The sequence below is a fragment of the Aquipuribacter sp. SD81 genome (assembly GCF_037153975.1).
GTDB lineage: Bacteria > Actinomycetota > Actinomycetes > Actinomycetales > JBBAYJ01 > Aquipuribacter.
In genome coordinates this window covers 47,884-74,584 of the sequence record NZ_JBBAYJ010000001.1, presented here as the reverse complement: position 1 = coordinate 74,584, position 26,701 = coordinate 47,884, and the positions used below count along the sequence as shown (strand labels likewise).

Here is a 26,701-nt window from a genome sequence, read left to right as displayed (position 1 = left end):
CTCACCGCGGCGCGGCAACGGGTTTAGGGCCCGACGGCGGTGTCCCGGGCGGACCCCGGGCTCAGGCCGGCGCGAGGGAGAGTCGTTCGCGCACGACGGCCGCGATGCGGCCCGCGTGGCGCTCGGCGGTCTCGGTGTCGGGTGCCTCGACCATGACGCGCACGAGCGGCTCGGTGCCGGAGGCGCGCAGGAGCACGCGGCCGCGCTCGCCGAGCTCGGCCTCCACCTCGGCCACGCACGCGGTGACGGCCTCGTCCTCGGCCACGCGCGTCTTGTCGACGTCGGGCACGTTGAGCAGCACCTGGGGCAGGCGGGTGACGACCGAGGCGAGCTCGGCGAGCGAGGAGCCCGTGACGGCCATCCGCTGCAGCACGTGCAGCGCGGTGAGGAGACCGTCACCGGTCGTGTTGTGGTGCGCGAGGACGACGTGACCGGACTGCTCGCCGCCGAGCACGTAGCCGTGGCGGCGCATCTCCTCCAGCACGTAGCGGTCGCCGACGCCGGTCGTGACGAGCCGGATGCCGTGCTCGGCCAGCGCGAGGCGGAGACCGAGGTTGCTCATGACGGTCGCGACGACCGTGTCGCCCGTCAGGCGGCCCTGCTCGCGCAGCGCGAGGGCGAGCACGGCGAGGACCTGGTCGCCGTCGACCACGCGACCGGCGGCGTCCACGGCGAGGCAGCGGTCGGCGTCGCCGTCGAAGGCGATGCCCGCGTCGGCGCCCTGCGCGAGGACGGCCTCCTGCAGCCGCCCCAGGTGCGTGGAGCCGTAGCCGTCGTTGATGTTGAGCCCGTCCGGCTCGGCGCCGATGACGCTCACCTGCGCGCCCGCGGAGCGCAGGGCCATGGGACCGACCACCGAGGCGGCCCCGTGCGCGCAGTCGACGACGACCCGCAGGCCCGCGAGCGGCGCGGTGTCGTCGAGGGTGTTGACGCAGTGCGCGGCGTACAGCTGCGAGGCGCCGTGGTCGGGGCGCACGCGGCCGACGGCGGCACCGGTGGGCCGCTGCCACGGCTGGCCGGCCAGCTCGCTGATGGCGTCCTCGACGTCGTCGGCGAGCTTGTGACCGAAGCGGTCGAAGAACTTGATGCCGTTGTCCGGCATCGGGTTGTGCGACGCGGAGATCATGACGCCGAGGTCGACGTCGTCGCGGGTCGCCACGAGGTGCGCGAGACCCGGCGTCGGCAGCACGCCCGCGTCCAGCACGTCGACGCCCGCGCTCGCGAGCCCCGCGCACACCGCGGCGGACAGGAACTCCCCCGAGGCGCGCGGGTCGCGGGCGACGAGCGCCCGCGGGCGCCCCACCGTGGCGGGGCGCCCCTCGACGAGCACGTGCGCCGCCGCGACCGACAGGTCGAGCGCGAGCTCGGCCGTGACGTCGACGTTGGCGCGACCGCGCACGCCGTCGGTCCCGAAGATCCTGCCCATGCCGGTTCGGCTGGTCGGCGCGGCGCGCGTCAGCGCTTGCTGTACTGCGGGGCCTTGCGGGCCTTCTTGAGGCCGGCCTTCTTGCGCTCGATCGCGCGCGGGTCGCGCGTGAGGAAGCCGGCCTTCTTCAGCGTCGGGCGGTTGGCCTCGACGTCGATGCCGTTGAGGGCCCGGGCGATGCCGAGGCGCAGCGCACCGGCCTGGCCGGAGGGGCCGCCGCCGACGATGCGGGCGACGACGTCGAAGCGACCCTCGGTCTCGGTCACCGAGAAGGGGTCGTTGACCTCCTGCTGGTGGACCTTGTTGGGGAAGTAGTCGTCGAGCGCGCGGCCGTTGATCTGCCACTGCCCGGACCCGGGCACGAGGCGCACGCGGGCGATGGCGCGCTTGCGGCGGCCGACGGCCGCCCCGGGCGCGGTGATGCTCTGCCCGCCGCTTCGGGTCTCCACGACCGACTCGGTCGTGTAGCTGCCGCTGAACTCCTCGGCCTGCTCGTCGGTGCCGGGGGTACCGGGGGCGTCGGTGGTGACGTCGGCCACGTGTCTCCTACTTCCTCAGGTGCTCTGCAGTCGGGCTGCGGTCAGGGGGCGGTCGCGGCGGGCCGCGTCACTGGGCGATCTGGTCGTCGACGCTGAACGGCTGCGGCTTCTGCGCCGCGTGGGGGTGCTCGGGGCCCGCGTAGACCTTGAGCTTGCTCAGCATCTGCCGACCGAGGGCGTTCTTCGGGAGCATGCCGGCGACGGCCTTCTCGACCGCGCGGGTCGGCTTGGTCGCGAGCAGCTCGGTGTAGCCGACGGCCTTGAGGCCGCCCGGGTAGCCGGAGTGGCGGTAGGCGATCTTCTGGTCGCGCTTGGAGCCGGTCAGCGCGACCTTCTCGGCGTTGACGATGACGACGAAGTCGCCGGTGTCGACGTGCGGCGCAAAGACGGCCTTGTGCTTGCCGCGCAGCAGCTGCGCGGTGCGGCTCGCGAGGCGGCCGAGCACGACGTCGGACGCGTCGATGACGTGCCAGTGACGCTCGACGTCGCCGGGGCGTGGGGAAAACGTGCGCACAGCTCTACCTCGTCATGCCGGTCTGGACTCGAAGCGCCGCCTCGTGCCACGGCTTCTCGCCGGGTCCGGTGGGGCGCGGGCGCGCACACGGACGTGCACGCAACAGCGCCCAAAGATACGGGTCGGCGCCGTCCGGGGTCAAAACGCCTCAGCGGGCGCGCGCCACCCGGGCCTCGTCCCACACCGGCTCGGCCTCCTCCCGCACCCGTCCGTCGGCGCCGACGACGAGGAAGCGGTCGAAGCCGCGGGCGAACCACCGGTCGTGCGTGACGGCGAGGACCGTGCCCTCGAACTGCTCCAGAGCGGCCTCCAGCGCCTCCGCGGAGTGCAGGTCGAGGTTGTCGGTCGGCTCGTCGAGCAGCAGCAGCGTGCAGCCCGACAGCTCCAGCAGCAGGACCTGGAAGCGCGCCTGCTGCCCGCCGGACAGCAGCTCGTAGCGCTGCTCGGCCGCCCGGGCGAGGCCGTAGCGGTCGAGCACCCGGCTCGCGGGCTCCCGCGGCAGCCCGTCGCGGCTGCCGTCCCCCCGGTGCAGGACCTCCAGGAGCGTGCGCCCCGTCAGGTGCGGCGCCTCGCCGGTCTGGACGAACCAGCCGGGCCGCACGCGCGCACCGAGGCGCGCGGTGCCGTCGTGCGGCACCGGCCGCGGCACGGCCCCGACCGGGGTGTGCTCGGGGCCGGGGTCGCTGCCGCCCGCGGCGAGCAGGCGGAGCAGGTGGGACTTGCCGGAGCCGTTCGAGCCGAGCACCGCGACCCGGTCCCCGAACCACACCTCGAGGTCGAACGGGTCGACGAGCGCGTGGCCGCCCTCCGTGCGCAGCCGGAGCGCCTCGCACACGACGGCGCGCTTGCCGGTGCGGGCGCCGCGCAGGCGCATCGTGACCTGCTGCTGCTGCGGCACCGCGAGCGGCGGGCCGGCCTCGTCGAAGCGGCGCAGCCGGGTCTGCGCGGCCTGGTACTGGCTCGCCATGCCGTCGTTGTACGTCGCCTTGACCTTGAGGCGGTGCACGAGCTGCACGAGGCGGGCGCGGTCCTCGTCCCAGCGCCGTCGCAGCTCCTCCAGGCGGGCGTTCCGCTCCTCGCGCGCGGCGTGCCACGTCGAGAAGCCGCCGCCGTGCACCCACGCCGTCGCCCCCGCGGCCCCGGGCTCGAGCGTGACCACCCGGTCCGCGGCGCGGGCGAGCAGCTCGCGGTCGTGGCTCACGAGCAGGACGGCCTTCGGGGTCTCGCGCAGCCGGTCCTCCAGCCACCGCTTCGCGGGCACGTCGAGGAAGTTGTCGGGCTCGTCGAGCACGAGCACCTCGTCCGGCCCGCGCAGGAGCGCCTCCAGCACGAGCCGCTTCTGCTCCCCGCCCGACAGGGTCGTGACGTCGCGACCGCGGGCCGCCTCGTAGCCGACCCCGAGGGCCGCCTCGCAGCACACGTCCCACAGCGTCTCCGCCTCGTAGCCGCCGGTGTCGCCGTAGTCGGCGAGCGCGTGGGCGTAGCGCAGCTGCGCGGCCTCGCTGTCGTCGTCCATGAGCGCGAGCTCGCACGCGTCCACGGCGTCCGCGGCCGCGCGCAGGGCGGGCGCCGCCACCGAGCGCAGGAGGAGGGCGAGCGTCACGACGCCGTCGGCGTCGGGGGTGAGGTCGTCGGAGCCGCCACGGCCCACCCGTCCGACGTGCTGGTGCATGACCCCGACCCGGCCCGAGCGCGCGACGGCGCCCTCGTGGGGGTCCAGGTCGCCCGTCACCGTGCGCAGCAGCGTCGTCTTGCCGACGCCGTTGGGGCCGACGAGCGCGGTCGTGCGGCCGTCGCCCACCCGGAACGACACGTCGCGCAGCAGCGGCCGTCCGTCCGGCAGCACGTACCCCACCTGCACGACGTCGACGTGACCCACGGAGGGCGAGCATGCGGTGCCCCGGTGCCCGCGTGCAACGGCTTTGCCGCCGGACTAGCGTCGCAGCCGTGCAGCAACGGTTCCTGGGACGAAGCGGTCTGAAGGTCTCCGAGCTCTGCCTCGGCGCGATGACGTTCGGTCGCGAGACCGACGAGGCGACGAGCCACCGCATGTGCGACGCGTTCGTCGAGGCCGGCGGCACGTTCGTCGACACCGCGAACGTGTACGGGCAGGGCACGAGCGAGGAGATCCTCGGTCGCTGGCTCGCGAGGACGGACCGCGACGCGGTGACCGTCGCGACGAAGGTCCGCTTCCCGATGGGCGACGGGCCGAACGACCAGGGGCTGTCGCGGGGACACATCCGCCGCCAGGTGGAGGCGTCGCTGCGGCGGCTGCAGACCGACCACATCGACCTCTACCAGGTGCACGCGTGGGACGGTGCGACCGCGCTGGAGGAGACGCTGTCGACGCTCGACGCGCTCGTGCGGGAGGGCAAGGTCCGCTACCTCGGGGCGTCGAACTACGCCGGCTACCAGCTGCAGCGCGCGGTCGACCTCGCCGCCGCGCACGGCTGGGAGGGCTTCGTCAGCCTGCAGGCCCTGTACAACCTGCTCGACCGGGAGCTGGAGTGGGAGCTCGTGCCGGTGTCGCTCGACGAGGGCCTCGGCATCCTGCCGTGGAGCCCGCTGCGGGGCGGCTGGCTGACCGGCCGGTACCGGCGCGGCATGTCGGGCCCGCCCGCGGACACGCGCGTCGACGAGGCGGCGAAGCAGGGCTGGGGCGAGGCGTGGGACACGTACGCCAACGAGCGCACGTGGTCGCTCGTCGACACGCTCGACGCCGTCGCGGAGGAGACGGGGCGCACGGTCGCGCAGGTCGCGCTCGCGTGGGTCAAGGACCGCCCGGGCGTCACCTCGCCCATCATCGGCGTGCGGACCATGGAGCACCTCGAGGCGAACCTCGGCGCGGTCGGCTGGGAGCTGGGCGAGGACCAGCGCGCGCGGCTCGACGCCGCGAGCGACCGCCCGCTCCCCTACCCGTACGCGACCGTCACCGCGGACGCCGAGCGGGCCTGAGCCACGCGGCGACGGCGCGGACCGCGGCGTGCCGCGCCGCCGGCCGACGCCCCCCGGCGCACGAGGTCCGCCACCGCGCCGGGCTCCGCCACAACCGCACAGCCCGTGCGCCTGAGGACACCCCACGGCGCCGTTCCCGGCCACAACCGCACAGCCTGAGCGCCCGAGGACACCTCACCGCGCCGGTCCCGGCCACAACCGCACGGCCCGCGCGCCTGAGGACACCCATGGCGCCCGACCCGTCACGACGTCACAGTGCGCGACCGGTGCGACGGGCGCGTGCGGCTCATCGCCCCGGACCGCGCCCCGGGGCGTAGTGTCGGCCACTCGGACGCAGCTGCGGAGGGGCCGTCTCATGGGGACGCGGGGGGAGCGGCGCTTCGTCGCCGGGGTCGTCCTGGCGACGGCAGCCGTCGTCGGCTGGGTGCTGTGGGTCGGCCTCGTCGTCGACGTGCGCGAGGTCATCGGGGTCGAGCCGGGCGTGCTCCGGGCGGGACGGCCCGACGAGCCGGTCCTCGTGGCGCTCGGTGGCCTGCAGCTCCTCGTCACCTGGCTGCTCCCCGTGGCCGGGGTCACCGCGCTCGCGCTGCTGGCGGCCCACCTCGGACGTCGTCGGTGGCTCCGCCGGTCCCGCGGGGTCGCGGCGCTCGCACGCCTGGTCCCCGTGGTGGGGGTGCTCGGGCTCGTGACGGCGGTGTCCGCCGTCGTCTGGCCGGGGCTCGGCTTCGCGCTCGACGCCTACACCGCGGCGGAGCAGCTCGACGTCGCGCCGCCGACGGGCGGCATCGGCCCCACCCGGCTCGCGACAGGCGTGGCGGGCGTGGTCGCGGTGGCGGCAGCTCTCGTCGGGGGTGTCGTGCTGGGGACGGCCTCGGTGCTCGGACGGCGCCACCGCCGGCCCGCGACGGCACCCGCGCGAGGGCGGACGTGAGAGCCCCGGACGCCGGCGTCCGGCTCGACGCCGCGGTGCTCGTCGCGCTCTCCGGGGCCGTCACCTGGGTGCTGTGGGTCTGCCTCGTCGTCGACCCCCGCGAGACGCTCGGCGTGGCAGCGGAGGAGCTCGGCCCCGTGCTGCCACCCGGCCTCGCCCTCGGGCTGCTCGCGACGTACGTCCTCCCCGTCGCCGGCCTCGCGGTGCCGGCGCTGCTGCTCGCGCGACTCGGCTGGCGTGAGTGGCGCGAGCGCTCCCGCGCGGCCGCGTGTCTGTGGCGGCTCGTGCCGACGGTCGGGCTGGTCGGGCTCGTGCTGCTCGTGGCGCCCCTGTACCCCGGGTTCCCCCTCGGCCTGGCGGCGCTCAACCGGGCCGAGGCGCTCGGGGTCGCCCCCGAGAGCGGGAGCATGAGCGGCGTTCTGGTCGCGACCGGGGCGGTCGGCGCGGTCGTGGTCGTCGTCGCGGGGGCCGCGGGCCTCGTCCTCGTCGGGCTCGTGCACCGCTGGATGTCTCGCACCGCCCGCATGGCGTGACAGCCGCCACGGCCCCGCCCGAGCGCCGGCCGACCCGGCCCTCAGTCCCCGGCCAGCGCCTCGTCGACGAGCACGTCGAGCGCGGTGTCCAGCTCGGCGAACGACGTCGTGAGCGGGGACAGCCCGAGCCGCACGAGGTCGGGGTGACGGAGGTCGGCCAGCACCCCGCGCTCCCGGGCGCGCCGCTCCACCCCGCGTGCGCCCGGGCCCGCGAGGACGACGTGCGACCCGCGCCGCGCCGGGTCGGCGGGGCTCGCGACGGACCAGCCGCGTGCCCCGAGGTCGTGCTCGAGCCGGGCGGCAGCGCGCGCCGTGAGCGCGACCGACTTCTCCCGGATCGCGGGCAGCCCCGCCTCGCCCACGACGCGCACCCCCTCCTGCACCGCGACCAGCCCCGCCACGGGCGGCGTGCCGGACAGCATGCGCCGGACCCCGCGCGCCGGCACGTGCCCGGCCGCCATCGCGAACACGTCCTCGGCGCCGAACCAGCCCGGCACGGGGTTCTCGAGCCGCTCGTGGTGCCGCTCGGCGGCGTAGAGGAACGCCGGCGCGCCCGGCCCCGCGCACAGGTACTTGTACGTGCAGCCGACGGCCAGGTCGACGCCGGCGTCGTCGAGGGCCAGCGGCACGCTGCCCGCGGAGTGCGACAGGTCCCACACCACGACCGCGCCCGCCCCGTGCACGAGCGCCGTGACGGCCGCGAGGTCCGCGAGGGCGGCGGAGCGGTAGTCGACGTGGCTCAGCAGCACGAGCGCGGTCCGCTTCCCCAGCACGGCCGCGAGCGCCGCAGGGTCGAGCCCGTCGACCGGGTGGGGTTCGACCCACCGGACCGTCGCGCCGCGGGACCGCGCGACCGCCTCGACGAGGTAGCGGTCGGTCGGGAAGTCGCCGCTGCTCGCGACCAGCTCGTCGCGCCCGGGACGCAGCGCGGCGGCGGCGTGCAGCGCCTTGAACAGGCACACGCTCGTGGAGTCCGCGACCACCACCTGCCCGGCCGCGGCCCCCAGGACCCCGGCACCGAGCTGGTCGCCCACCTGCACGGGCAGGTGCTGCCAGCGCTCCCAGCCGCGGATGAGGTCGACGGCCCACTCGTGCTCGTGCAGGCGCCGCAGCCGGTCGAGGGTGGCGAGCGGCGGCCGACCGAGGGAGTTGCCGTCGAGGTAGGCCAGTGGCTCCGTCCCGACGGCGAAGCGCGCCCGGAAGCCGCCGAGCGGGTCGGCGGCGTCGAGCTGCTCGGCGGTGGCGACGACGGGGTCGAGGAGCACCGCCGCATCCTCCCAGCACGTCAGCCGCGGCGGGCGCGGGCCTCGCGCACGCGCGCGGCGAGGCCGGCGTCGTCGGGGTAGTCGACCCCGACGAGCGTGAGCCCGTGGGCGGGGACGACGGCGACTGCGGGGTCACGGTGCGCGGCGAGCAGCACGTCCCGCGGCCAGCCCGCAGGACGGCGCCCCTCCCCCACCGGCAGCAGCGCCCCCACGAGTGCCCGCACCATGGAGTGGCAGAACGCGTCGGCGCCGACGTGCGCGACGACCGTGCCGTCGGCCTCCCGCGACCAGTCGTAGCGCAGCAGCCTGCGCACGGTGGTCGCGCCCTCGCGCCGTCGGCAGAACGCGGCGAAGTCCTGCAGCCCGAGCAGCCCCTGGGCCGCCGCGGTCATCGCCTCGACGTCGAGGGGGCCGCGGCGCGCGTGGGCGAGCGTGTCGTGGCGGCGCAGCGGGTCCGGCCCGGCCGGGTCGTCGCAGACCCGGTAGCGGTAGTGGCGTCGCAGCGCGGCGAAGCGGGCGTCGAACCCGGCGGGCGCCGGGACGAGCGACGCGAGCCGGACGTCGTCGGGCAGCAGGCCCCGGACGCGCCGCACGAGGGCGTCGGCTCCGCCCGCTCCGTCCAGCGCGGCGTGGGGCACGTCGAGGTGGGCGACCTGCCCCGTCGCGTGGACGCCGGCGTCGGTGCGGCCGGCGACGACCAGCCGGGCGACGACCTGGTCGACCGGCAGGCGAAGCACGGTCGCGACGGCGCCGGCGAGCACGCCCGCGACCGTCCGGAGCCCCGGCTGCACGGCCCAGCCGTGGAAGCCGGTCCCGTCGTAGCCGAGGTCCGCCCGGACGCGCACGAGCCCCCCGTCGGTGTCGACGGCGGGCTCGTGCGTGACGTGCTCGGTGTGCACGGTGCGACTCAGGCCCTGGTGTCGTCGGCCTTCTCGTCGACGGCGTCCTCGGCCATCTCCTCCGCGACCTCGGCGTCCGCCTTCGCCTCGTCGGCGTCGGTGGCGCCGGTGGCCTCGGCCTCCTCGGCCGCCTCCTCCGCCTCGGCGGCGGCGTCGACCGCTGCCTGGTCGTCGCCCTCGGCGGCGGCCTCTACCGCGTCCGCGGCGGCGGCCTCGGCCTCGGCCGCGGGCTCCGACTGCGAGCCGGTCCCGGCGGCGCCACCGGCGGAGCGCCGGGTGGCGGCCTCCGCCTCCTTCACCGTGGCGACCTTTGGGCTGTACGGGTCGAGGACGAGCTCGATGACGGCCATGGGGGCGTTGTCGCCCTTGCGCGGCCCGACCTTCGTGATGCGCGTGTAGCCGCCGGGACGCTCCGCGACGAGCGGGGCGATCTCGGTGAAGAGGCTGTGGACGACGCTCTTGTCGCGGATGACCGTCATGACGCGGCGACGCGCGTGCAGGTCACCGCGCTTGGCGAAGGTCACCATGCGCTCGGCGAGCGGGCGCAGGCGCTTGGCCTTGGCCTCCGTCGTGGTGATGCGACGGTGCTCGAACAGCGACGTCGCCAGGTTGGCGAGCATGAGCCGCTCGTGCGCCGGTCCGCCGCCGAGACGCGGGCCCTTGGTGGGCGTGGGCATGTGGATCTCCTCGTGGTCTCGCGCCGGTGCTCAGACCGGCGCGGGGTCGGTGCGCCCCGGGCGCTGGGTCAGAGCTGCTCGTCCTCGACGGCAGAACGGTCGTCGTCGCCGTAGCCGGCGGTCGAGAACGGGTCGTCGCCCACGCCGTCCTCGCTGTAGCTCGCGAGCGCCGCGGCCGGGTCGAACCCGGGCGGGCTGTCCTTGAGCTGCAGGCCGAGGCCGGCGAGCTTCGCCTTGACCTCGTCGATCGACTTCGCACCGAAGTTGCGGATGTCGAGGAGGTCGGCCTCGCTGCGCCCGACGAGCTCGCCGACGGAGTGGATGCCCTCGCGCTTGAGGCAGTTGTACGAGCGGACCGTGAGGTCGAGCTCCTCGATCGGCAGGGCGAGGTCGGCGGCGAGGGCGGCGTCGTTGGGCGACGGGCCGATGTCGATGCCCTCGGCCTCGACGTTGAGCTCGCGCGCCAGGCCGAACAGCTCGGTGAGCGTGCGGCCGGCGCTCGCCATCGCGTCGCGCGGCGAGATCGACGACTTGGTCTCGACGTCGACCACGAGACGGTCGAAGTCCGTGCGCTGCTCGACACGGGTCGCCTCGACCTTGTAGGTCACGCGGCGCACCGGGGAGTAGATGGAGTCGACCGGGATGCGGCCGATCTCGGAGTCGCCGGACTTGTTCTGGCTCGCGGAGACGTAGCCGCGGCCGCGCTCGACCGTGAACTCGATCTCGAGCTTGCCCTTGTCGTTGAGCGTCGCGATGACGAGCTCGGGGTTGTGCACCTCGACGCCCGCGGGCGGGGCGATGTCGGCGGCCGTCACGAGGCCGGGGCCCTGCTTGCGCAGGTACATGACGACCGGCTCGTCGAACTCGCTGGAGACCACGAGCTCCTTGAGGTTCAGGATGATCTCGGTGACGTCCTCCTTGACGCCCGCGACCGTCGAGAACTCGTGGAGCACGCCGTCGATGCGGATGCTCGTGACGGCCGCGCCGGGGATCGACGACAGCAGGGTGCGGCGGAGGCTGTTGCCGAGGGTGTAGCCGAAGCCGGGCTCGAGCGGCTCGATGACGAACCGGGAGCGGGCCTCGCCCACGGCCTCCTCGGACAGGGTGGGGCGCTGTGCGATGAGCACGTCTGGTGTCCTTCCCGCGGGCGCCCGCTATTTGACGCCCCGCGACGGGCAGGTCGCCCCGGTATCGGTCCACCGGGTCGACGGGCGACGTGCCGCGGGATGCCCTGCCCGCGACGGCCCTGGTGCTGCGGTGCTGCTGAGTGGTGCTGCGTGGTGCTGGACGTGCACCGAGGTCGTGCCGCCCTCGCGGGCGGCACGACCTCGGGGTGTCACTTCGAGTACAGCTCGACGACCAGCTGCTCCTGGACGGCGGTGTCGATGACCTGCCGGGCCGGGAGGCCGTGGACGAGGATCTGCATCTTGTTCGGGATGGCCTCGAGCCACGCTGGCACGGTCTTCTCGCCGGCCTCCGCGCGCGCCACGACGAACGGGGTGGACTCCACCGAGGCCTTCTTGACCTCGATGATGTCGTTCTCGCTCACCTGGAACGACGGGATGTCGACCTTCTGGCCGTTCACCGTGAAGTGGCCGTGCTTGACCAGCTGGCGGGCCATGTCGCGCGACTTGGCGAAGCCGGCGCGGTACACGACGTTGTCGAGGCGGGCCTCGAGCAGGCGGAGGAGGTTGTCACCGGTCTTGCCGGACTGACGGTTCGCCTCCTCGAAGTAGTTGCGGAACTGCTTCTCGAGGACGCCGTAGATGCGGGCCATCTTCTGCTTCTCCCGCATCTGCAGGAGGTACTCCGACTCCTTAGTGCGGGCACGGCCGTGCTCGCCCGGGGGGTAGGGCCGGATCTCGATGGGGCACTTCGGCGAGTCGCACTTGGCGCCCTTGAGGTACAGCTTGGTCTTCTCGCGGCGGCAGCGCTTGCAGTCGGCGCCGGTGTAACGAGCCATGTGTCGTCTCTCCTTCTCGGCTCAGGCGCTCAGACGCGGCGGCGCTTGGGCGGGCGGCAGCCGTTGTGCGGCTGGGGGGTCACGTCCTGGATGGCGCCGATCTCGAGGCCGGCGGCGGTCAGGGAGCGGATCGCGGTCTCACGACCGGACCCCGGGCCCTTGACGAGGACGTCGACCTTCTTCATCCCGTGCTCCTGCGCACGGCGCGCGGCGGCCTCGGCGGCCATCTGCGCGGCGAAGGGCGTCGACTTGCGGGAGCCCTTGAAACCGACCTGGCCCGCGGACGCCCAGGCGATGACGGCGCCGCCCGGGTCCGTGATGGACACGATCGTGTTGTTGAAGGTGCTCTTGATGTGGGCGACGCCTGCGGCGACGTTCTTCCGCTCCTTGCGGCGCGGCTTGCGCGCCGCGGACGCGGCTCGGGTCTTGGGGGGCATGCGGCTGGTCTCTCCTGGTCAGGACGTGCGGGACGGCTGGACGGTCGGGCGAGCGGGGCTCACTTCTTGCCGACCTTCTTCTTGCCGGCGACCGTGCGCTTCGGGCCCTTGCGGGTGCGCGCGTTGGTCTTGGTGCGCTGGCCGCGCACGGGCAGGTGGCGACGGTGACGGAGGCCCTCGTAGCTGCCGATCTCCACCTTGCGGCGGATGTCGGCGGCCACCTCGCGCCGCAGGTCGCCCTCGACGCGGTAGCTGCCCTCGATGTGGTCGCGGAGCGCGACGAGCTGCTCCTCGGTGAGGTCCTTGACGCGGACGTCGGGGCTGATGCCCGTCGCCGCGAGCGTCTCGGTCGACCGGGTGCGGCCGACGCCGAAGACGTAGGTGAGGGCGATCTCGACCCGCTTCTCGCGGGGCAGGTCGACGCCGACAAGACGTGCCATGGGTGGAACCCTTCAGGTCGCTCGAGGGTCTGCGCGGTGCCGTTCCGGGGCGTCAGCCGCCGGTCCCCGGCCCTCGTCCGGGGGTGTCGTCCGGTCCGGGCGCTCGCACGCCGCGGCCCGGGGTCGGGCACCGCAGTGGGGTGGTGCTGTGGCGCAGGGGACGCCGCTGGTCGCTGCTGCTCAGCCCTGGCGCTGCTTGTGGCGCAGGTTGGTGCAGATGACCATGACCCGGCCGTGACGGCGGATCACCTTGCAGTTGTCGCAGATCTTCTTGACGCTGGGCTTGACCTTCATCGATGGACTCCCTGGCGGCCATGGCCCCTCAGGGGCCGGCCGTCACTTGTAGCGGTAGACGATGCGTCCGCGGGACAGGTCGTACGGGCTGAGCTCCACCACCACGCGGTCCTCCGGCAGGATCCGGATGTAGTGCTGCCGCATCTTGCCGGAGATGTGCGCGAGCACCTTGTGCCCGTTCTCCAGCTCGACCCGGAACATGGCGTTGGGGAGGGCCTCGACCACGCTGCCCTCGATCTCGATGACCCCGTCCTTCTTCGGCATGTCCTCCGCTATCCCTACGCGCTCCTGGCAGGAGCCTCCGACAGATGGCACGCACCGGCGGTGCGCACCGAGCCCACGCGTGACGAGTCCCGTCCACCCAGACCAGCCGCGGGGGCGAACGGGACGTTGAAGCCGTGTGCCAACGGTCAACAGTACGGCATGCGCCGGTGCACGTGAAATCCGTCGTGCCCTCACCAGCCGGCGCCGAAGCAGAGGAAGGGCGCGGGCGCCGCCTCGTGCGGGACGGCGGCGACGGCGAGCGCGAGCGCCTCGGCGGGCGGGCGGCCCGCCGCGAGGGCCGCGTGGTGCGCGACCGCGACGGCGGCGCTCACGTCGTCGGCCACCTTGGCCACCCCGGCCACGACGCTCCCGACCCCGCCGGCGAGCAGCGCGGCGGTCATGCCGAGGCGCTCGTCGCCGGGGCGCACCTCGGCGCAGCCGAGCTCGCACGCGGACAGGACGACGTGGGCGGGCGGGCTGGCCAGCGCCTGCACCTGGTGCCCGAAGAGCGCACCGCCGTGCAGCACGAGGTGGCTGAAGAGCGGGTTCGCGGGTCGGTGCACCCCGTGGGCGGCGACGTGGACGACCTCGTCGCGGCCCGTCGCGGCGAGGGCGTCGGCGGGCCCCGCTTCGGGCAGGACCGTCACCCGTCCCTGCCACGCCGAGGCGACCCCGCGCAGCTCCTCGGCCGCGTGGGGCAGGTCGGGGCCGGCGAGCGCGGCGACGCCGTCGCGTCCGGGACGCAGCGGTCCCTGCCGTCGGGCGAAGGTGCGGAGCGTGCTGCTGACGGACAGGGGGCGCCCGACGAGCCCGGGCAGCAGCGACCACGGCACGAGTGCGAGGGCGGCGGCGGGCGCCACGGCGACCGCACCGTCGCCCGTGCCCCCGAGGGGGCGCACGAGCCGCCCGGCGAGGGCGTCGAGGCCCGCCGCGAGCGAGTCCCGGACGACGGCTCGGACCGCGACCGGCACCGCGGAGCCCGCCAGCACGTCGAGGTCGGCGCGCACCCGCCGCGCGAGGCGCACGACCTCGGCCCGGTCCCCCAGCCACACGAGGCGCGCGCGGGCTCCCGTGACGACGACGCCGAGCAGGTCGCCGTCCACGTCCGCGACGCACACGGTCGTGGTCCCCTGCGCGGACAGCGCCGCGACGACGTCGTCGACCCGGACCGTCCCGGTGTCCGGCGCGACGCCGGCGCCGTGCCCGGGGGTGAGCCGCGGCAGCGTGCTGCTGAGGGCACGGGTCCGCTCCACCCACCGCAGCACCTGGCGCGGCCGCCCCGCCGCCACCGCCCGTCGGACGGCGTGCCGCGCCACGCGCTGCAGGTGCACCGAGGAGGCGACCCGCAGCTCGAGCGTCGGCAGTGCGGCGGCGTGGGCCTGCAGCTCCGCGACCGCCGCGGTGTGCTCGCGGGCGACGTCGCCCCCACGGCCCTCGGCCTCCGCCAGCCGGGCCCGCAGGTCCCGGGTCCACAGACGGTCCAGGGTGCTGTCGTCCCGGCGCAGCCGCAGCGCCGCCCGGACGGGAGGCGTCAGGGCTGCCGGCTTCTTCGGACGCAGCGCCGCCTCGACCGCGACCAGGCGCGCCCGGCGTGCCTCGACCGGGTCGGCGAGCCGTTCCAGCTCCTCCGCGAGCCGCGTGGCGTCGCGCCGGACGGCCGCAGCGGCCCTCGGTGTCGACGCCCCGGCGAGCCTGGCCTGCAGCGCGACCCGCCGGGCGCGCGCCGCCCCGGTGCGGACGCCCCTGGCGCGCAGGCGGCGGGTGGCGCGCCCTGCCGCCGCCGCAGCGGCCTCGGCGTCGCCCGCGGCGAAGAGGACGCGCGCGAGCGCAGCCTCCGTGTCGCCCTGCTCTCGCGGGTGCCGTTCGTCGCCGAGCATGTCCGCGGAGCGCTCGAGGTCGCGGACCGCGTCCTCGAACAGGCCGGCGACGACGAGGATCTCCGCCCGGTTCGCGAGGCACTTGGCGGCCATGGTCCCCGACAGCCGCGACAGGAACGGCTCGACCTGGGCCAGGGCGTCGAGCGCCTCGGTGACGGCCCCCTCGCGCAGGAGCAGCCGACTGAGGTTGGCCGAGGCCATCGCGGCGAGGTCGTCGTCGAGCGCGGTGCGCGCGAGGGCGAGGGCCAGCTCGTAGTCGGCTTTCGCCGCCCTCACCTCGCCGCGCTCGTCGTGCACCGAGCCGCGGTTGAGCAGCGCCGTGCCCCGCAGCGCGGGCTCGGCGTCGCCCAGCAGGTGCAGGGCCTCCCCCAGCGCGCCCAGCGCCCCGGGCCGGCCGAGCCGGTGCAGCACGAGACCCCGGTTGCCCTCGATGCGGGCCCTGGTCGTGCGGTCGAGCCCCGTCAGCGCCGCGGCCTCGTCGAGCTGCGCGAGACCGGCGTCGGCGGAGTCGGTCTCGGCGACGAGGAAGCCGCGCAGCAGCAGCGTGCGCGCCCGCAGGTCCGGCCCCCTCGCCGCACGCAGAGCCCGGTCGGTGAGCGCGAGGGCGGGCGCGACGCGCCCGACGCCCGCGAGCGCCGTGGCCCGGGCCAGCAGGGTCTCCGCGTCCACGTCGCGCATCGTCCCGTGAGGCGGCACGCGGCGGAAGGCCCCCGGGCGCAGCCCGGTGCCCCCGGCCGCGGCGCGGCCGGGGGCCGGTCCCGCTCCCCGCCCGGTCCTCAGGCGGTGCCGTCGTCCGTGGCCGTCGTCTCCGACACCGGGTCGGACATCGGGCGGATGAACGGCCCGGACGTGCGGTCCGGGCTCGACGTGCCGCCGCCCTTGACCTTGCCGTCTGTCGTCTCGTCGCTCTGCTTCGGCGCCATGGTTCCTCCTGTCACCCGCCCCCGGCTCCTCCGGAGGCTCCCGCGTGAGGAGTCCGCCGTCCAGACCCTGATACCTCCGAGGACGACGTCGTCCCCGCCGCGCGGTGCACGACGGGGACGACGAGGTGGGCGCAGGCGGTCAGACCGCGCGCAGGAACGCGCTGCCGGTCGACGCCGCGGACGCGGTCGAGGCCGACAGCCACGACGCGGCCACGCCCGGCTCGTAGGGCAGCCCGCCGGCGGCGGGGACGCCGGCGCCGTACGGCAGCCACGACTTCTCCGCGACACCGGCCTCGTACGGCAGCCACGACTTGTACGGCAGCCACGACTTCTCCGCGACACCCGCCTCGTACGGCAGCCAGCTCTTGTACGGCAGCCACGACTTCTCAGCGACACCCGCCTCGTACGGCAGCCAGCTCTTGTACGGCAGCCACGACTTCTCAGCGACACCCGCCTCGTACGGCAGCCAGCTCTTGTACGGCAGCCACGACTTCTCAGCGACACCCGCCTCGTACGGCAGCCAGCTCTTGTACGGCAGCCACGACTTCTCGGCGACACCCGCCTCGTACGGCAGCCACGACTTCTCCGCCACGCCGGCCTCGTACGGCAGCCACGACTTCTCCGCCACGCCGGCCTCGTACGGCAGCCAGCTCTTGTACGGCAGCCACGACTTCTCGGCGACACCAGCCTCGTACGGCAGCCACGACTTCTCCGCCACACCCGCCTCGTACGGCAGCCACGACTTGTACGGCAGCCAGCTCCTCTCGGCGACGGCAGCGGGCGCGCTCGTCGCGGCGGAGGCGGAGGCCGTCGACGCGAGGAGGCCGCCGACCAGCGCGGTCAGCAGCACGGCGGACAGGGCGAGGACTCGGGAGCGCAGGCGAAGCAGCACGGTCGGACCTTCCGGACGGGGGGTGGGGAGGGACGCGGTGACGTCGGGCACAGCGCACCAGCCGGGACACGCTGTGTCAATCGAGACGACCACGCTGTGACCGGTAGCGCTCACCTCTGCGACCTGCCCCGACAGCCCGGCGACTGCGCCGGGCGGGTGAACGGTCACACCCCCGGTAGTCACAGCCTCTCGTGCTGTCAGCGCGCACCGTCGGGAAGCGCCTCCGGCGTCACCGGCGCTCGACGCTGCGCGGTCGGTCGCTCACGCTGCGCTGCGGCTACGGCACTCGGGTGAATTCGCGCCCGGGCGCCTCAAGGCCCCCCTCCGGCGGAGCCCGGTGCGGGTCTCAGCCCTCGACGCGCGCGGAGACGGGCACGCCGAGCGACCCCAGGCGCGCGCGGCCGCCGTCCGGCGCCGTCAGCACGAACAGCCCGTCGTCGAGCACGGCGACGCTGTGCTCGGCGTGCGCCGCGCGCGAGCCGTCCTGCGTCACCACGGTCCAGCCGTCCTCGAGCACGCGCGTGGCGGCGTCGCCGACCGTGAGCATCGGCTCCACGGCAACGCACAGCCCGGCCCGTACCCGCGGCGAGCGGCCCCGGGTCCGGTGGTGGACGACGTCGGGCGGCTGGTGCATGGCCGTGCCGATGCCGTGGCCGGTGTACTCCTCCACGAGGCCGTAGCGGCCGTCGCACTCGTCGACGACGTAGTCGTCGACGGCCTCCCCCACGCGCGCGAGCGGGCGCCCGACGGCGAGGGCGGCGATCCCCCGCCACATCGCCTCGTCGGTGGCGGCGACGAGCGCGTGGTCCGCGTCCTCGCCCGCGCGCGAGCCGTCGGCGTGGGGCACGACGACGGAGAAGGCGGAGTCACCGTGCCAGCCCTCCACCACGGCGCCGCAGTCGATGCTCAGCACCTGGCCGGCGTCCAGCACGCGCGCCCCGGGGATGCCGTGGACGACCTCGTCGTCGACCGAGGCGCAGACGGTGCGGGGGAAGCCGTGGTAGCCGAGGAAGTTCGACGTCGCGCCGGCGTCGGCGATCACCCCTGCGGCGACGGCGTCCAGCTCGTCGGTCGTCACGCCCGGGCGGACCGCCGCGCGGACCGCGGCCAGCGCGTCCGCGACGACCAGGCCGGCGCGGCGCATGGTGCGGACCTGCTCGACGGTCTTGTACTCGATGCGCTCACGACCCAGCACGGGGCCCTCCCCCGGTGCCGGGCCGACGGCGCCGACGAAGCCGGCGGGTCGTGCTCAGGCCGGGACGCCGATCGCGTCGAGCAGGCGGGCGGTCACGTCGTCGACGGCGCCCATGCCGTCGACGCGCACGAGGAGGCCCCGCTGCTCGTACGTGGCCGACAGCGGCGCGGTCTGCTCGGTGTAGAGCTCGAGGCGACGCCGCACGACGTCCTCGGTGTCGTCGCTGCGGCCCTGCTCGGCGGAACGCTTGAGGATGCGGGTGACGACCTCGTCGGTGTCCGCGGTGATCTCGACGACCCGGTCCAGCGCGGCGTCCTGGGCGGCGAGGACGCGGTCGAGCTCCACGACCTGCTCCGCGGTCCGCGGGTAGCCGTCGAGCAGGAAGCCGCGCGCCGCGTCGGGCTGCGACAGCCGGTCGGCGACCATCGCGTTGGTCACCGAGTCGGGCACGTACTCCCCGGCGTCCATGTAGCGCTTCGCCGTGACCCCGAGCTCGGTGCCCTCCCTGACGTTCGCGCGGAAGATGTCGCCGGTGGAGATCGCGGGCACCTGCAGGGTCTCCGCGAGGCGCGCGGCCTGGGTCCCCTTGCCCGCCCCGGGCGGTCCGAGCAGGACGAGGCGCGTCATCGCAGGAACCCTTCGTAGTTGCGCTGCTGCAGCTGGGACTGGATCTGCTTCACCGTCTCCAGCCCGACGCCGACGATGATGAGGATCGACGCCCCGCCGAAGGGGAAGTTCTGGTTGGCGTTGACGAGCACGATCGCGATGAGCGGGATGAGCGCCACGACGCCGAGGTACAGCGAGCCCGGGAACGTGATCCTCGTGATGACGTAGTCGAGGTACTCCGCGGTGGGCCGGCCCGCGCGGATGCCGGGGATGAAGCCGCCGTACTTGCGCATGTTCTCCGCGACGTCGTCCGGGTTGAACGTGATGGCGACGTAGAAGAACGCGAAGAAGACGATGAGCCCGAAGAACGCCGCCATGTACAGCGGGTGGTCGCCGGTCACGAAGTACCGGTTGATCCAGCCGGCCCACGCCGACTCCGGCGAGAACTGCGCGACGAGCGCTGGCAGGTACAGCAGCGAGCTGGCGAAGATGACGGGGATGACGCCGGCCATGTTGACCTTGAGCGGGATGTACGTGCTCGTGCCGCCGTAGGCCCGCTGCCCGACCATGCGCTTGGCGTACTGCACGGGGATGCGGCGCTGGCTCTGCTCGACGAACACGACCGCGGCGATGATGACGAGGCCCACGGCGACGACGACGAGCATGGTCTCGATCGACTGCTGCGTGGCGATGGCCCACAGCGAGCTCGGGAAGGTCGCGGCGATGGAGGTGAAGATCAGCAGGGACATGCCGTTGCCGACGCCGCGCGCGGTGATGAGCTCCCCGAGCCACATGATGAGGCCGGTGCCGGCGGTCATCGTCGTGATCATGAGCAGCAGGTTCGGCAGCGACTGGTCCGGAACGGTCGGGTAGACGGCCGGGTCGCACGCTCCCCCGAAGATCGCGTTGGACCGCGCGAGGGTGATGAACGTCGTCGACTGCAGGATCGCGAGGCCGATGGTGAGGTAGCGCGTGTACTGCGTGAGCTTCGCGGTACCGGTCTGCCCCTCCTTCTTCAGCTCCTCGAAGCGCGGGATGACCACCGTCAGCAGCTGCACGATGATGCTCGCGGTGATGTACGGCAGGATGCCGAGCGCGAAGATCGACAGCTGGAGCAGCGCCCCGCCGCTGAAGAGGTTGATGAGGCCGAACACGCCGGCCTGGTTCTCCGCCAGCCGCAGGCACTCCCGCACGTTGCCGAAGTCGACCCCCGGCGTCGGGATGAACGACCCCAGCCGGAAGATCGCCATGATCCCCAGGGTGAAGAGGATCTTGGCCCGGAGATCCGGGGTCTTGAACGCGCTCACGAACGCGCCGAGGCTGACCACGACGACTTACCTCCTGCTAATGCCCCGAACGGGGCAGGGACGACCGGCCGGCACGCCGACGGGCCTCGTGCTCGCGACCCTAACACCAGGACCGGGGCGCGAGGCCCCGGTCCTGGGTGGCGTGCGTGGTGCCGAGACGGGCTCGGCCGGGCTCAGACGGTGGTGGTGCTGCCGCCGGCGGCCTCGATCTTGCTCTTCGCGGACGCGGAGAACTTGTGCGCCGAGACCTCGAGCCGGACGCCGAGGTCGCCGTCGCCGAGCACCTTGACCGGCAGGCCGTCGCGGACGGCGCCCTTGGCCACGAGGTCGGCCGGGGTCACCGTGCCGCCGTCGGGGTACAGCTGGCCGAGGCGGTCGAGGTTGACGACCTGGAACTCGGTGCGGAAGCGGTTCCTGAACCCGCGCACCTTCGGCAGGCGCATGTGCAGCGGGGTCTGGCCGCCCTCGAACCGGTCCGGCACCTGGTAGCGGGCCTTCGTGCCCTTGGTGCCGCGGCCGGCGGTCTTGCCCTTGCTCGCCTCACCCCGACCCACGCGGGTCTTGGGGGTGTGCGCGCCGGGGGCGGGGCGAAGGTGGTGCACCTTCAGCGCCTTGGCCCCGAACGAGTCGTTCGCCATCGTCACTCGACCTCCTCGACCGCGACGAGGTGCGCCACGGTCTGGACCATCCCGCGGATCTCGGGGCGGTCCTCCTTCACGACGACGTCACCGATGCGCTTGAGACCCAGCGAGCGGACGGTGTTCCGCTGCCCGTGGGTGCCGCCGATGACGCTCTTGACCTGGGTGACCTTGAGCCGCTTGCCCGAGGTCGTGGAAGTGCTGGCAGCCATGATCAGGACGCCTCCTGCCGGGCACGCAGCAGCGCGGCGGGGGCGACGTCCTCCAGGGGCAGGCCGCGGCGCGCCGCGACCGCCTCCGGCGGCTCGAGGCCCCGCAGGGCCGCGACCGTCGCGTGCACGATGTTGATCGCGTTGTCCGAGCCGAGCGACTTGCTCAGCACGTCGTGGATGCCCGCGGCCTCCAGCACGGCGCGCACCGGACCACCGGCGATGACACCGGTACCGGGAGCGGCCGGGCGGAGCATGACGACACCGGCCGCCTTCTCGCCCTGGATGGGGTGCGGGATGGTGCCGGCGATGCGCGGCACGCGGAAGAAGCTCTTCTTGGCCTCCTCGACGCCCTTGCTGATCGCAGCGGGCACCTCCTTGGCCTTGCCGTAGCCGACGCCCACCATGCCGTCGCCGTCGCCGACGACGACGAGCGCGGTGAAGCTGAAGCGACGGCCACCCTTGACGACCTTGGCGACGCGGTTGATCGCGACGACGCGCTCCACGTAGTTGGTGCGGTCGTCCCCACCGCGGCCACCGCGGTCGTCACGACGGTCGCGACCGCCACGGCGACCGTCGCGGCCGCCCTCGGGGCCACCGCCGCCGGCGGTGCTCCCGCGGCGCTGCTGCGGTCCAGCCATCAGAGGTCTCCTTCCTTCGGGTGCGTCGTACCGGTGGACTGCCCCGTGGTCAGCCCGGCCATCAGAGGGCCAGGCCCTTCTCGCGGGCGCCGTCCGCCACCGCCGCGACGCGACCGTGGTACTTGTTGCCGGAGCGGTCCAGGACGACCGCGCTCACACCGGCCGCCTTGGCGCGCTCGGCGACGAGCTCGCCGACGGCGCGGGCCTTGGCGGTCTTGTCGCCCGAGTCGGCGCGGAGGTCGGGCTCGAGGGTCGACGCCGAGGCGAGCGTGCGTCCCGTCGAGTCGTCCACGACCTGCACCACGACGTGGCGCAGGGAGCGGGTGACGACGAGACGGGGCCGCTCGGCGGTCCCGACGACGTGCTTGCGGACACGCTGGTGACGGCGGCTGCGGGCCGCGACGCGGCTGCGGCCGCCCTTGCGCGAGCTGCGCTCGACGACAGTGGGCATTACTTCTTCCCAGCCTTCCCGGCCTTGCGGCGGATCTGCTCGCCCTCGTAGCGGATGCCCTTGCCCTTGTAGGGGTCGGGCTTGCGGAGCTTGTGGATGTTGGCGGCCACCTCGCCGACGAGCTGCTTGTCGATGCCGGACACCGAGAAGCGCGTCGGGTTCTCCACGGCGAAGCTGATGCCCGCCGGGGGCTCGATGGTGATCGGGTGGCTGTAGCCGAGGGCGAACTCGAGGTTGCTCCCCCGCGCCTGCACGCGGTAGCCGGTGCCGTGGATCTCCATCTTCCGGGTGTAGCCGTCCGTCACGCCCGTGACCATGTTGGCGATGAGCGTGCGGGTGAGGCCGTGCAGCGACTTCGAGCGGCGCTCGTCGTCGGGACGGCTGACGACCACCGAGGTGTCCTCGGCGGCGACGGTGATGGGCTCGGCCACGACGTGGCTGAGCTCGCCCTTGGGGCCCTTGACCGTGACCGTGCGCCCGTCGAGGGCGATCGTCACGCCCGAGGGCACGGGCACGGGGTTCTTGCCGATGCGCGACATGGGGTTCTCCTCAGCTCCTCGCGGCCGTCACCAGACGTAGGCGAGCACTTCGCCGCCCACGCCCTGCTTCGCGGCCTGCTTGTCGGTGAGGAGGCCGGACGACGTCGACAGGATCGCGACGCCGAGGCCGCCCAGGACCTTGGGCAGGTTCGTCGACTTGGCGTAGACCCGCAGGCCCGGCTTCGACACCCGGCGCAGCCCGGCGATGGAACGCTCGCGGGACGGGCCGAACTTCAGCTCGACGGTGAGGGTGCGGCCGACCTCGGCCTCCTCCACCTTCCAGCCGGCGACGTAGCCCTCCTGCTTGAGGATCTCGGCCACGCTCGCCTTCAGCTTGCTGTACGGCATGGTGACGTCGTCGTGGTACGCCGAGTTGGCGTTCCGCAGACGCGTCAGCATGTCCGCGATCGGGTCGGTCATCGTCATCGGGCCTCAGCCCTTCCTGCCGCGGTTTCCGCTGTCGGACCTGCGGCGGTCATGAGGGTGTTCGGGAACGGGTGGTGCCGGTGGCTCCCCGCGCCGGGCGCGGGAAGGCTCACCAGGAGCTCTTGGTGACGCCCGGCAGCTCGCCGCGGTGCGCCATCTCGCGCAGGCACACGCGGCACAGGCCGAACTTGCGGTACACCGAGTGCGGACGCCCGCACCGCTGGCAGCGGGTGTAGGCGCGCACCTTGAACTTCGGCTTGCGGGCGGCCTTGTTGATGAGGGCGGTCTTCGCCATGGGTACTCCTCCCCTCAGCTGGTCTTGAAGGGGAACCCGAGCCGGCGGAGCAGGCTGCGTCCCTCGTCGTCGGTGGTCGCGGAGGTGACGACCGTGATGTCCATGCCCCGGACCCGGTCGATGCGGTCCTGGTCGATCTCGTGGAACATCGCCTGCTCCACGAGGCCGAAGGTGTAGTTGCCGCGACCGTCGAACTGGCGGTCCGACAGCCCGCGGAAGTCGCGGATGCGGGGCAGCGCGACCGACAGGAGCCGGTCGAGGAACTCCCACATGCGGTCCCCGCGCAGCGTCACGTGGGCGCCGATCGGCATGCCCTCGCGCAGCTTGAACTGCGCGATGGACTTGCGGGCCTTGGTGACCTGCGGCTTCTGGCCGGTGATGGCCGTGAGGTCGCGGACCGCGCCGTCGATGAGCTTGGAGTCCCGGGCCGCCTCGCCGACGCCCATGTTGACGACGACCTTGACGACGCCGGGCACCTGCATGACGTTCGGGTACGCGAACTCCTCGAGCAGCGCGGGGAGGATCTCCTCGCGGTAGCGCGTGCGCAGGCGCGGCGTCGGGGCGGCCGGGGCCTGCTCGGCCGGGGCGGTCTCGATGGTGTCGGTCATGCGATGTCCTTGCCCGAGCGCCGGGCGATCCGGACGCGCACGGTGCGCTCCCGGCCGTCACGCTCCTGGGTCTCGGTGCGGATGCCCACGCGGGTGGGCTTCTTGGTCTCCGGGTCCACGACCGCCACGTTCGACAGGTGGATCGGGGCCTCGGTGTGCACGAGGCCGCCCGTGCGCGAGCCGCGGCCGGTCTGGCCGGCGCGCACGTGCTTGGTCACGCGCTTGACGCCCTCGACGAGCACCCGACCGGACTCCCGGTCGACGGAGATGACCTTGCCGGTCTTCCCCTTGTCGGCGCCCGCGATGACGGTGACGGTGTCACCCTTCTTGATGCGGGTCCTGATGCGGGCCTTGCCCGCCTGCTGCCGCCCGGCCATCAGAGCACCTCCGGTGCCAGCGAGATGATCTTCATGAACTTCTTGTCGCGCAGCTCGCGACCCACGGGCCCGAAGATGCGGGTGCCGCGGGGGTCGCCGTCGTTGCGGAGGATGACGGCCGCGTTCTCGTCGAAGCGGATGTAGCTGCCGTCGGGACGGCGCCGCTCCTTGACGGTGCGGACGACGACGGCCTTGACCACGTCGCCGCGCTTCACGTTGCCGCCGGGGATCGCGTCCTTGACGGTCGCGACGATCGTGTCGCCGATGCCGGCGTAGCGGCGGCCGGAGCCACCGAGCACGCGGATGCAGAGGATCTCCTTCGCACCCGTGTTGTCGGCGACCTTGAGCCGGGACTCCTGCTGGATCACTGGTGCCTCACTTCGCCTTCTCGAGGACCTCGACGACGCGCCAGCGCTTGGTGGCCGACAGCGGTCGGGTCTCCATGAGCAGGACCAGGTCGCCGGTGCCGGCGCTGTTCTGCTCGTCGTGGGCCTTCACCTTGCTCGTGCGGCGCAGCACCTTGCCGTACAGCGGGTGCTTGACGCGGTCCTCGACGGCGACGACGACGGTCTTGTCCATCTTGTCGCTCACGACGTAGCCGCGGCGCACCTTGCGGTTGCCGCGCTCCGCGGCCGAGGCGGCGCCGGTGGTCTCGGTGCTCACGATGCGACCTCCTGCGAGGTGATGCCGAGCTCCCGCTCACGCATCACGGTGTAGATCCGGGCGATGTCCCGCTTGACGGCCTTGAGGCGGCCGTGGCTCTCCAGCTGGCCCGTGGCCGAGGCGAAGCGGAGGTTGAACAGCTCCTCCTTCGCCTTGCGGAGCTCCTCGACGAGCCTGTCGTCGTCGAAGGTGCGCAGGTTCTCGGGGGCGAGGTCCTTGCTCCCGACGCTCATCAGCTCTCACCACCTTCACGCTGGACGATGCGGCACTTCATGGGCAGCTTGTGCATGGCGCGGGTGAGCGCCTCGCGGGCGATGTCCTCGCTCGGGTAGCTGAGCTCGAACATCACGCGGCCCGGCTTGACGTTGGCGATCCACCACTCCGGCGAGCCCTTGCCGGAGCCCATGCGGGTCTCGGCCGGCTTCTTGGTGATGGGGCGGTCGGGGTAGATGTTGATCCACACCTTGCCGCCGCGCTTGATGTGACGGGTCATGGCGATACGCGCGGACTCGATCTGGCGGTTCGTCACGTACGCCGGCTCGAGCGCCTGCAGGCCCCAGTCCCCGAAGGTCACCTGGGTGCCGCCCTTGGCGGCGCCCCCGCGACCCGGGTGGTGCTGCTTGCGGTGCTTGACACGACGCGGGATGAGCATGGCTCAGGCCTCCTGTCCGGTCGCGCCCGCGCCCGCCTCGGCGGTCGCGGCGGTGACGGCGTTGGGGTCGGTCGCCGCGGCCTCGGCCACGGGGGCCTCGCTGCGCGGGGCGCGTTCGGCGCGCTCCGGGCGGTCGCCGCGGCGCGCCGGGCGCTCGCCGCGGTCGCGGCCACGACCGCGCGGAGCGGCGGCGGCCTGCTCGCGGGCGAGCTCCTTGGCCGTCTTGTCGCCGTTGTAGATCCACACCTTGACCCCGATGCGGCCGAAGGTCGTCTTGGCCTCGAAGAAGCCGTAGTCGACGTTGGCGCGCAGCGTGTGCAGCGGGACCCGGCCCTCGCGGTAGAACTCGGTGCGGCTCATCTCCGCGCCGCCGAGGCGGCCGGAGACCTGCACGCGCACGCCCTTGGCGCCCGCGCGCTGGGCCGACTGCATGCCCTTGCGCATGGCGCGGCGGAACGACACCCGGCTGGCCAGCTGCTCGGCGATGCCGACGGCCACGAGCTGCGCGTCGCCCTCGGGGTTCTTCACCTCGAGGATGTTGAGCTGGACCTGCTTGCCGGTGAGCTTCTCGAGCTCGCCGCGCAGGCGGTCCGCCTCCGCGCCGCGCCGGCCGATGACGATGCCGGGGCGTGCGGTGTGGAGGTCGACGCGGACGCGGTCGCGCGTGCGCTCGATCTCGACCTTCGCAATGCCCGCGCGCTCGAGGCCGTTCGTCATGAGCTTGCGGATCTTGACGTCCTCGCCCACGTAGTCGCGGTAGCGCTGACCCGTCGTCGTCGAGTCCGCGAACCAGCGCGACTTGTGCTCGGTGGTGATGCCGAGCCGGAACCCGTGCGGGTTGACCTTCTGACCCATCAGCGGGCTCCCTTCTTCGTGCGCGTCGTGGTGGTCGTGGCGCCCGCGGCCTCGGCCTCGGGCCCGGCGACCACGACGGTGATGTGGCTCGTGCGCTTGTTGATGCGGAACGCGCGGCCCTGGGCCCGCGGCTGGAACCGCTTGAGCGTCGGCCCCTCGTCGACGAACGCCGTCGTGACGACGAGCTCGTCCGCGACGAAGCGCTCGCCGTACTGGTCGGCCTGCACCCGGGCGTTCGCGATCGCGCTCTCGACGAGCTTGCGGACGGGCTCCGCCGCGGCCTGCGGCGCGAACCGCAGGACCTGCACCGCCTCGGTGGCGCGCCTGCCGCGCACGAGGTCGACGACGCGACGGGCCTTCATGGGCGTGACGCGAACGAAGCGCGCCTTCGCCGTGGCTTCCATGATCAG

Annotated in this window: 36 protein-coding genes and 1 pseudogene; 3 read left to right on the top strand and 34 right to left on the bottom strand. The window is 73.8% G+C overall.

Going from position 1 to position 26,701, the window contains the following annotated elements:
- Positions 1–61: 61 nt before the first annotated feature.
- The 4 genes from glmM to WAA21_RS00415 all read right to left on the bottom strand — a co-directional run bounded on the left by glmM (position 62) and on the right by WAA21_RS00415 (position 4,358).
- A complete protein-coding gene (gene glmM / locus WAA21_RS00430; RefSeq protein ID WP_336920752.1) occupies positions 62–1,426 on the bottom strand; it encodes a phosphoglucosamine mutase in 1,365 nt (454 codons plus the stop codon).
- Between the two features lie 29 nt (positions 1,427–1,455).
- Positions 1,456–1,875: a 30S ribosomal protein S9 gene (gene rpsI, locus WAA21_RS00425; protein ID WP_336920906.1), complete on the bottom strand. Its 420-nt coding sequence runs from the start codon at positions 1,873–1,875 to the stop codon at positions 1,456–1,458.
- A gap of 157 nt (positions 1,876–2,032) precedes the next feature.
- Positions 2,033–2,479 carry a 50S ribosomal protein L13 gene (gene rplM / locus WAA21_RS00420; protein ID WP_336920751.1) on the bottom strand — a complete coding sequence of 149 codons (447 nt, stop codon included), beginning with the start codon at positions 2,477–2,479 and terminating at the stop codon, positions 2,033–2,035.
- 148 nt (positions 2,480–2,627) lie between these two features.
- Positions 2,628–4,358, bottom strand: a complete 1,731-nt coding sequence (locus WAA21_RS00415; protein WP_336920750.1) for an ABC-F family ATP-binding cassette domain-containing protein — start codon at positions 4,356–4,358, stop codon at positions 2,628–2,630.
- Positions 4,359–4,426: 68 nt separating this feature from the next.
- Here WAA21_RS00415 and WAA21_RS00410 point away from each other — a divergent pair, with 68 nt between their 5' ends.
- The 3 genes from WAA21_RS00410 (at position 4,427) to WAA21_RS00400 (ending at position 6,898) form a co-directional block, all read left to right on the top strand.
- Entirely contained in the window at positions 4,427–5,434 is a 1,008-nt protein-coding gene (locus tag WAA21_RS00410) for an aldo/keto reductase (RefSeq protein ID WP_336920749.1), read from the top strand.
- Between the two features lie 355 nt (positions 5,435–5,789).
- Positions 5,790–6,365, top strand: a complete 576-nt coding sequence (locus WAA21_RS00405; protein ID WP_336920748.1) for a hypothetical protein — start codon at positions 5,790–5,792, stop codon at positions 6,363–6,365.
- Positions 6,362–6,898: a hypothetical protein gene (locus WAA21_RS00400; protein WP_336920747.1), complete on the top strand. Its 537-nt coding sequence runs from the start codon at positions 6,362–6,364 to the stop codon at positions 6,896–6,898. Before WAA21_RS00405 ends, WAA21_RS00400 begins: the two co-directional genes overlap by 4 nt.
- A 41-nt stretch (positions 6,899–6,939) precedes the next feature.
- Here the strand turns inward: WAA21_RS00400 and WAA21_RS00395 are convergent, their stop codons facing one another.
- The 30 genes and pseudogenes from WAA21_RS00395 to rplV form a co-directional block, all read right to left on the bottom strand.
- Positions 6,940–8,163 carry an aminotransferase class V-fold PLP-dependent enzyme gene (locus WAA21_RS00395; RefSeq protein WP_336920746.1) on the bottom strand — a complete coding sequence of 408 codons (1,224 nt, stop codon included), beginning with the start codon at positions 8,161–8,163 and terminating at the stop codon, positions 6,940–6,942.
- Positions 8,164–8,183: 20 nt separating this feature from the next.
- Positions 8,184–9,062: a tRNA pseudouridine(38-40) synthase TruA gene (truA, locus tag WAA21_RS00390; protein ID WP_336920745.1), complete on the bottom strand. Its 879-nt coding sequence runs from the start codon at positions 9,060–9,062 to the stop codon at positions 8,184–8,186.
- Positions 9,063–9,070: 8 nt separating this feature from the next.
- The gene (gene rplQ / locus WAA21_RS00385) at positions 9,071–9,739 is read right to left on the bottom strand and encodes a 50S ribosomal protein L17 (protein ID WP_336920744.1); all 669 of its coding nucleotides are present in this window, start codon (positions 9,737–9,739) and stop codon (positions 9,071–9,073) included.
- Between the two features lie 68 nt (positions 9,740–9,807).
- Complete coding sequence (locus WAA21_RS00380) at positions 9,808–10,866, bottom strand: DNA-directed RNA polymerase subunit alpha (RefSeq protein WP_336920743.1); 1,059 nt, start codon at positions 10,864–10,866, stop codon at positions 9,808–9,810.
- 209 nt (positions 10,867–11,075) lie between these two features.
- Positions 11,076–11,702 (bottom strand): 30S ribosomal protein S4, encoded by a 627-nt coding sequence (rpsD, locus tag WAA21_RS00375; protein ID WP_336920742.1) that lies wholly within the window; start codon positions 11,700–11,702, stop codon positions 11,076–11,078.
- Between the two features lie 29 nt (positions 11,703–11,731).
- Positions 11,732–12,139 (bottom strand): 30S ribosomal protein S11, encoded by a 408-nt coding sequence (gene rpsK / locus WAA21_RS00370; protein ID WP_336920741.1) that lies wholly within the window; start codon positions 12,137–12,139, stop codon positions 11,732–11,734.
- 59 nt (positions 12,140–12,198) lie between these two features.
- Entirely contained in the window at positions 12,199–12,579 is a 381-nt protein-coding gene (gene rpsM / locus WAA21_RS00365) for a 30S ribosomal protein S13 (RefSeq protein WP_336920740.1), read from the bottom strand.
- A 180-nt stretch (positions 12,580–12,759) separates the two neighbouring features.
- Positions 12,760–12,873: a 50S ribosomal protein L36 gene (gene rpmJ / locus WAA21_RS00360; RefSeq protein ID WP_110851912.1), complete on the bottom strand. Its 114-nt coding sequence runs from the start codon at positions 12,871–12,873 to the stop codon at positions 12,760–12,762.
- A 42-nt stretch (positions 12,874–12,915) separates the two neighbouring features.
- Positions 12,916–13,137, bottom strand: coding sequence for a translation initiation factor IF-1 (gene infA / locus WAA21_RS00355; protein WP_336920739.1), 222 nt, complete (start codon positions 13,135–13,137; stop codon positions 12,916–12,918).
- A 191-nt stretch (positions 13,138–13,328) separates the two neighbouring features.
- Entirely contained in the window at positions 13,329–15,683 is a 2,355-nt protein-coding gene (locus WAA21_RS00350) for a CHAT domain-containing protein (RefSeq protein WP_336920738.1), read from the bottom strand.
- 107 nt (positions 15,684–15,790) lie between these two features.
- On the bottom strand, positions 15,791–15,937 hold the full coding sequence (locus tag WAA21_RS00345; RefSeq protein WP_336920737.1) for a hypothetical protein: 147 nt from the start codon (positions 15,935–15,937) through the stop codon (positions 15,791–15,793).
- Between the two features lie 139 nt (positions 15,938–16,076).
- Entirely contained in the window at positions 16,077–16,829 is a 753-nt protein-coding gene (locus WAA21_RS00340) for a hypothetical protein (RefSeq protein WP_336920736.1), read from the bottom strand.
- Positions 16,830–17,175: 346 nt separating this feature from the next.
- Entirely contained in the window at positions 17,176–18,024 is an 849-nt protein-coding gene (map, locus tag WAA21_RS00335) for a type I methionyl aminopeptidase (RefSeq protein ID WP_336920735.1), read from the bottom strand.
- Between the two features lie 54 nt (positions 18,025–18,078).
- Entirely contained in the window at positions 18,079–18,651 is a 573-nt protein-coding gene (locus WAA21_RS00330) for an adenylate kinase (protein WP_336920734.1), read from the bottom strand.
- On the bottom strand, positions 18,648–19,958 hold the full coding sequence (secY, locus tag WAA21_RS00325) for a preprotein translocase subunit SecY (RefSeq protein ID WP_336920733.1): 1,311 nt from the start codon (positions 19,956–19,958) through the stop codon (positions 18,648–18,650). The genes WAA21_RS00330 and secY overlap by 4 nt, the downstream gene beginning before the upstream one ends.
- Positions 19,959–20,110: 152 nt before the next feature.
- On the bottom strand, positions 20,111–20,575 hold the full coding sequence (rplO, locus tag WAA21_RS00320) for a 50S ribosomal protein L15 (protein ID WP_336920732.1): 465 nt from the start codon (positions 20,573–20,575) through the stop codon (positions 20,111–20,113).
- Between the two features lie 2 nt (positions 20,576–20,577).
- Entirely contained in the window at positions 20,578–20,787 is a 210-nt protein-coding gene (gene rpmD, locus WAA21_RS00315; RefSeq protein ID WP_336920731.1) for a 50S ribosomal protein L30, read from the bottom strand.
- A gap of 2 nt (positions 20,788–20,789) precedes the next feature.
- Positions 20,790–21,425, bottom strand: coding sequence for a 30S ribosomal protein S5 (gene rpsE / locus WAA21_RS00310; RefSeq protein WP_336920730.1), 636 nt, complete (start codon positions 21,423–21,425; stop codon positions 20,790–20,792).
- A gap of 61 nt (positions 21,426–21,486) precedes the next feature.
- On the bottom strand, positions 21,487–21,876 hold the full coding sequence (gene rplR, locus WAA21_RS00305; protein WP_336920729.1) for a 50S ribosomal protein L18: 390 nt from the start codon (positions 21,874–21,876) through the stop codon (positions 21,487–21,489).
- Positions 21,876–22,415: a 50S ribosomal protein L6 gene (gene rplF / locus WAA21_RS00300; RefSeq protein WP_336920728.1), complete on the bottom strand. Its 540-nt coding sequence runs from the start codon at positions 22,413–22,415 to the stop codon at positions 21,876–21,878. The genes rplR and rplF overlap by 1 nt, the downstream gene beginning before the upstream one ends.
- A gap of 27 nt (positions 22,416–22,442) precedes the next feature.
- A complete protein-coding gene (gene rpsH, locus WAA21_RS00295; RefSeq protein ID WP_336920727.1) occupies positions 22,443–22,841 on the bottom strand; it encodes a 30S ribosomal protein S8 in 399 nt (132 codons plus the stop codon).
- A gap of 109 nt (positions 22,842–22,950) precedes the next feature.
- Complete coding sequence (locus tag WAA21_RS00290; protein WP_336920726.1) at positions 22,951–23,136, bottom strand: type Z 30S ribosomal protein S14; 186 nt, start codon at positions 23,134–23,136, stop codon at positions 22,951–22,953.
- A gap of 14 nt (positions 23,137–23,150) precedes the next feature.
- Positions 23,151–23,744 (bottom strand): 50S ribosomal protein L5, encoded by a 594-nt coding sequence (rplE, locus tag WAA21_RS00285; RefSeq protein WP_336920725.1) that lies wholly within the window; start codon positions 23,742–23,744, stop codon positions 23,151–23,153.
- Positions 23,741–24,121 carry a 50S ribosomal protein L24 gene (gene rplX, locus WAA21_RS00280; protein ID WP_336920724.1) on the bottom strand — a complete coding sequence of 127 codons (381 nt, stop codon included), beginning with the start codon at positions 24,119–24,121 and terminating at the stop codon, positions 23,741–23,743. The genes rplE and rplX overlap by 4 nt, the downstream gene beginning before the upstream one ends.
- Complete coding sequence (gene rplN / locus WAA21_RS00275; protein ID WP_336920723.1) at positions 24,121–24,489, bottom strand: 50S ribosomal protein L14; 369 nt, start codon at positions 24,487–24,489, stop codon at positions 24,121–24,123. The genes rplX and rplN overlap by 1 nt, the downstream gene beginning before the upstream one ends.
- A gap of 7 nt (positions 24,490–24,496) precedes the next feature.
- Complete coding sequence (gene rpsQ, locus WAA21_RS00270; protein ID WP_336920722.1) at positions 24,497–24,784, bottom strand: 30S ribosomal protein S17; 288 nt, start codon at positions 24,782–24,784, stop codon at positions 24,497–24,499.
- Positions 24,785–24,786: 2 nt separating this feature from the next.
- Positions 24,787–25,017, bottom strand: a pseudogene (rpmC, locus tag WAA21_RS00265) (50S ribosomal protein L29); the annotation flags it as partial.
- Complete coding sequence (gene rplP, locus WAA21_RS00260; protein ID WP_336920721.1) at positions 25,017–25,436, bottom strand: 50S ribosomal protein L16; 420 nt, start codon at positions 25,434–25,436, stop codon at positions 25,017–25,019. The pseudogene rpmC and the gene rplP, both read right to left, overlap by 1 nt.
- Positions 25,437–25,439: 3 nt before the next feature.
- Positions 25,440–26,291 (bottom strand): 30S ribosomal protein S3, encoded by an 852-nt coding sequence (gene rpsC / locus WAA21_RS00255; RefSeq protein ID WP_336920720.1) that lies wholly within the window; start codon positions 26,289–26,291, stop codon positions 25,440–25,442.
- Complete coding sequence (gene rplV, locus WAA21_RS00250) at positions 26,291–26,695, bottom strand: 50S ribosomal protein L22 (protein WP_336920719.1); 405 nt, start codon at positions 26,693–26,695, stop codon at positions 26,291–26,293. The genes rpsC and rplV overlap by 1 nt, the downstream gene beginning before the upstream one ends.
- Between the last annotated feature and the right edge of the window lie 6 nt (positions 26,696–26,701).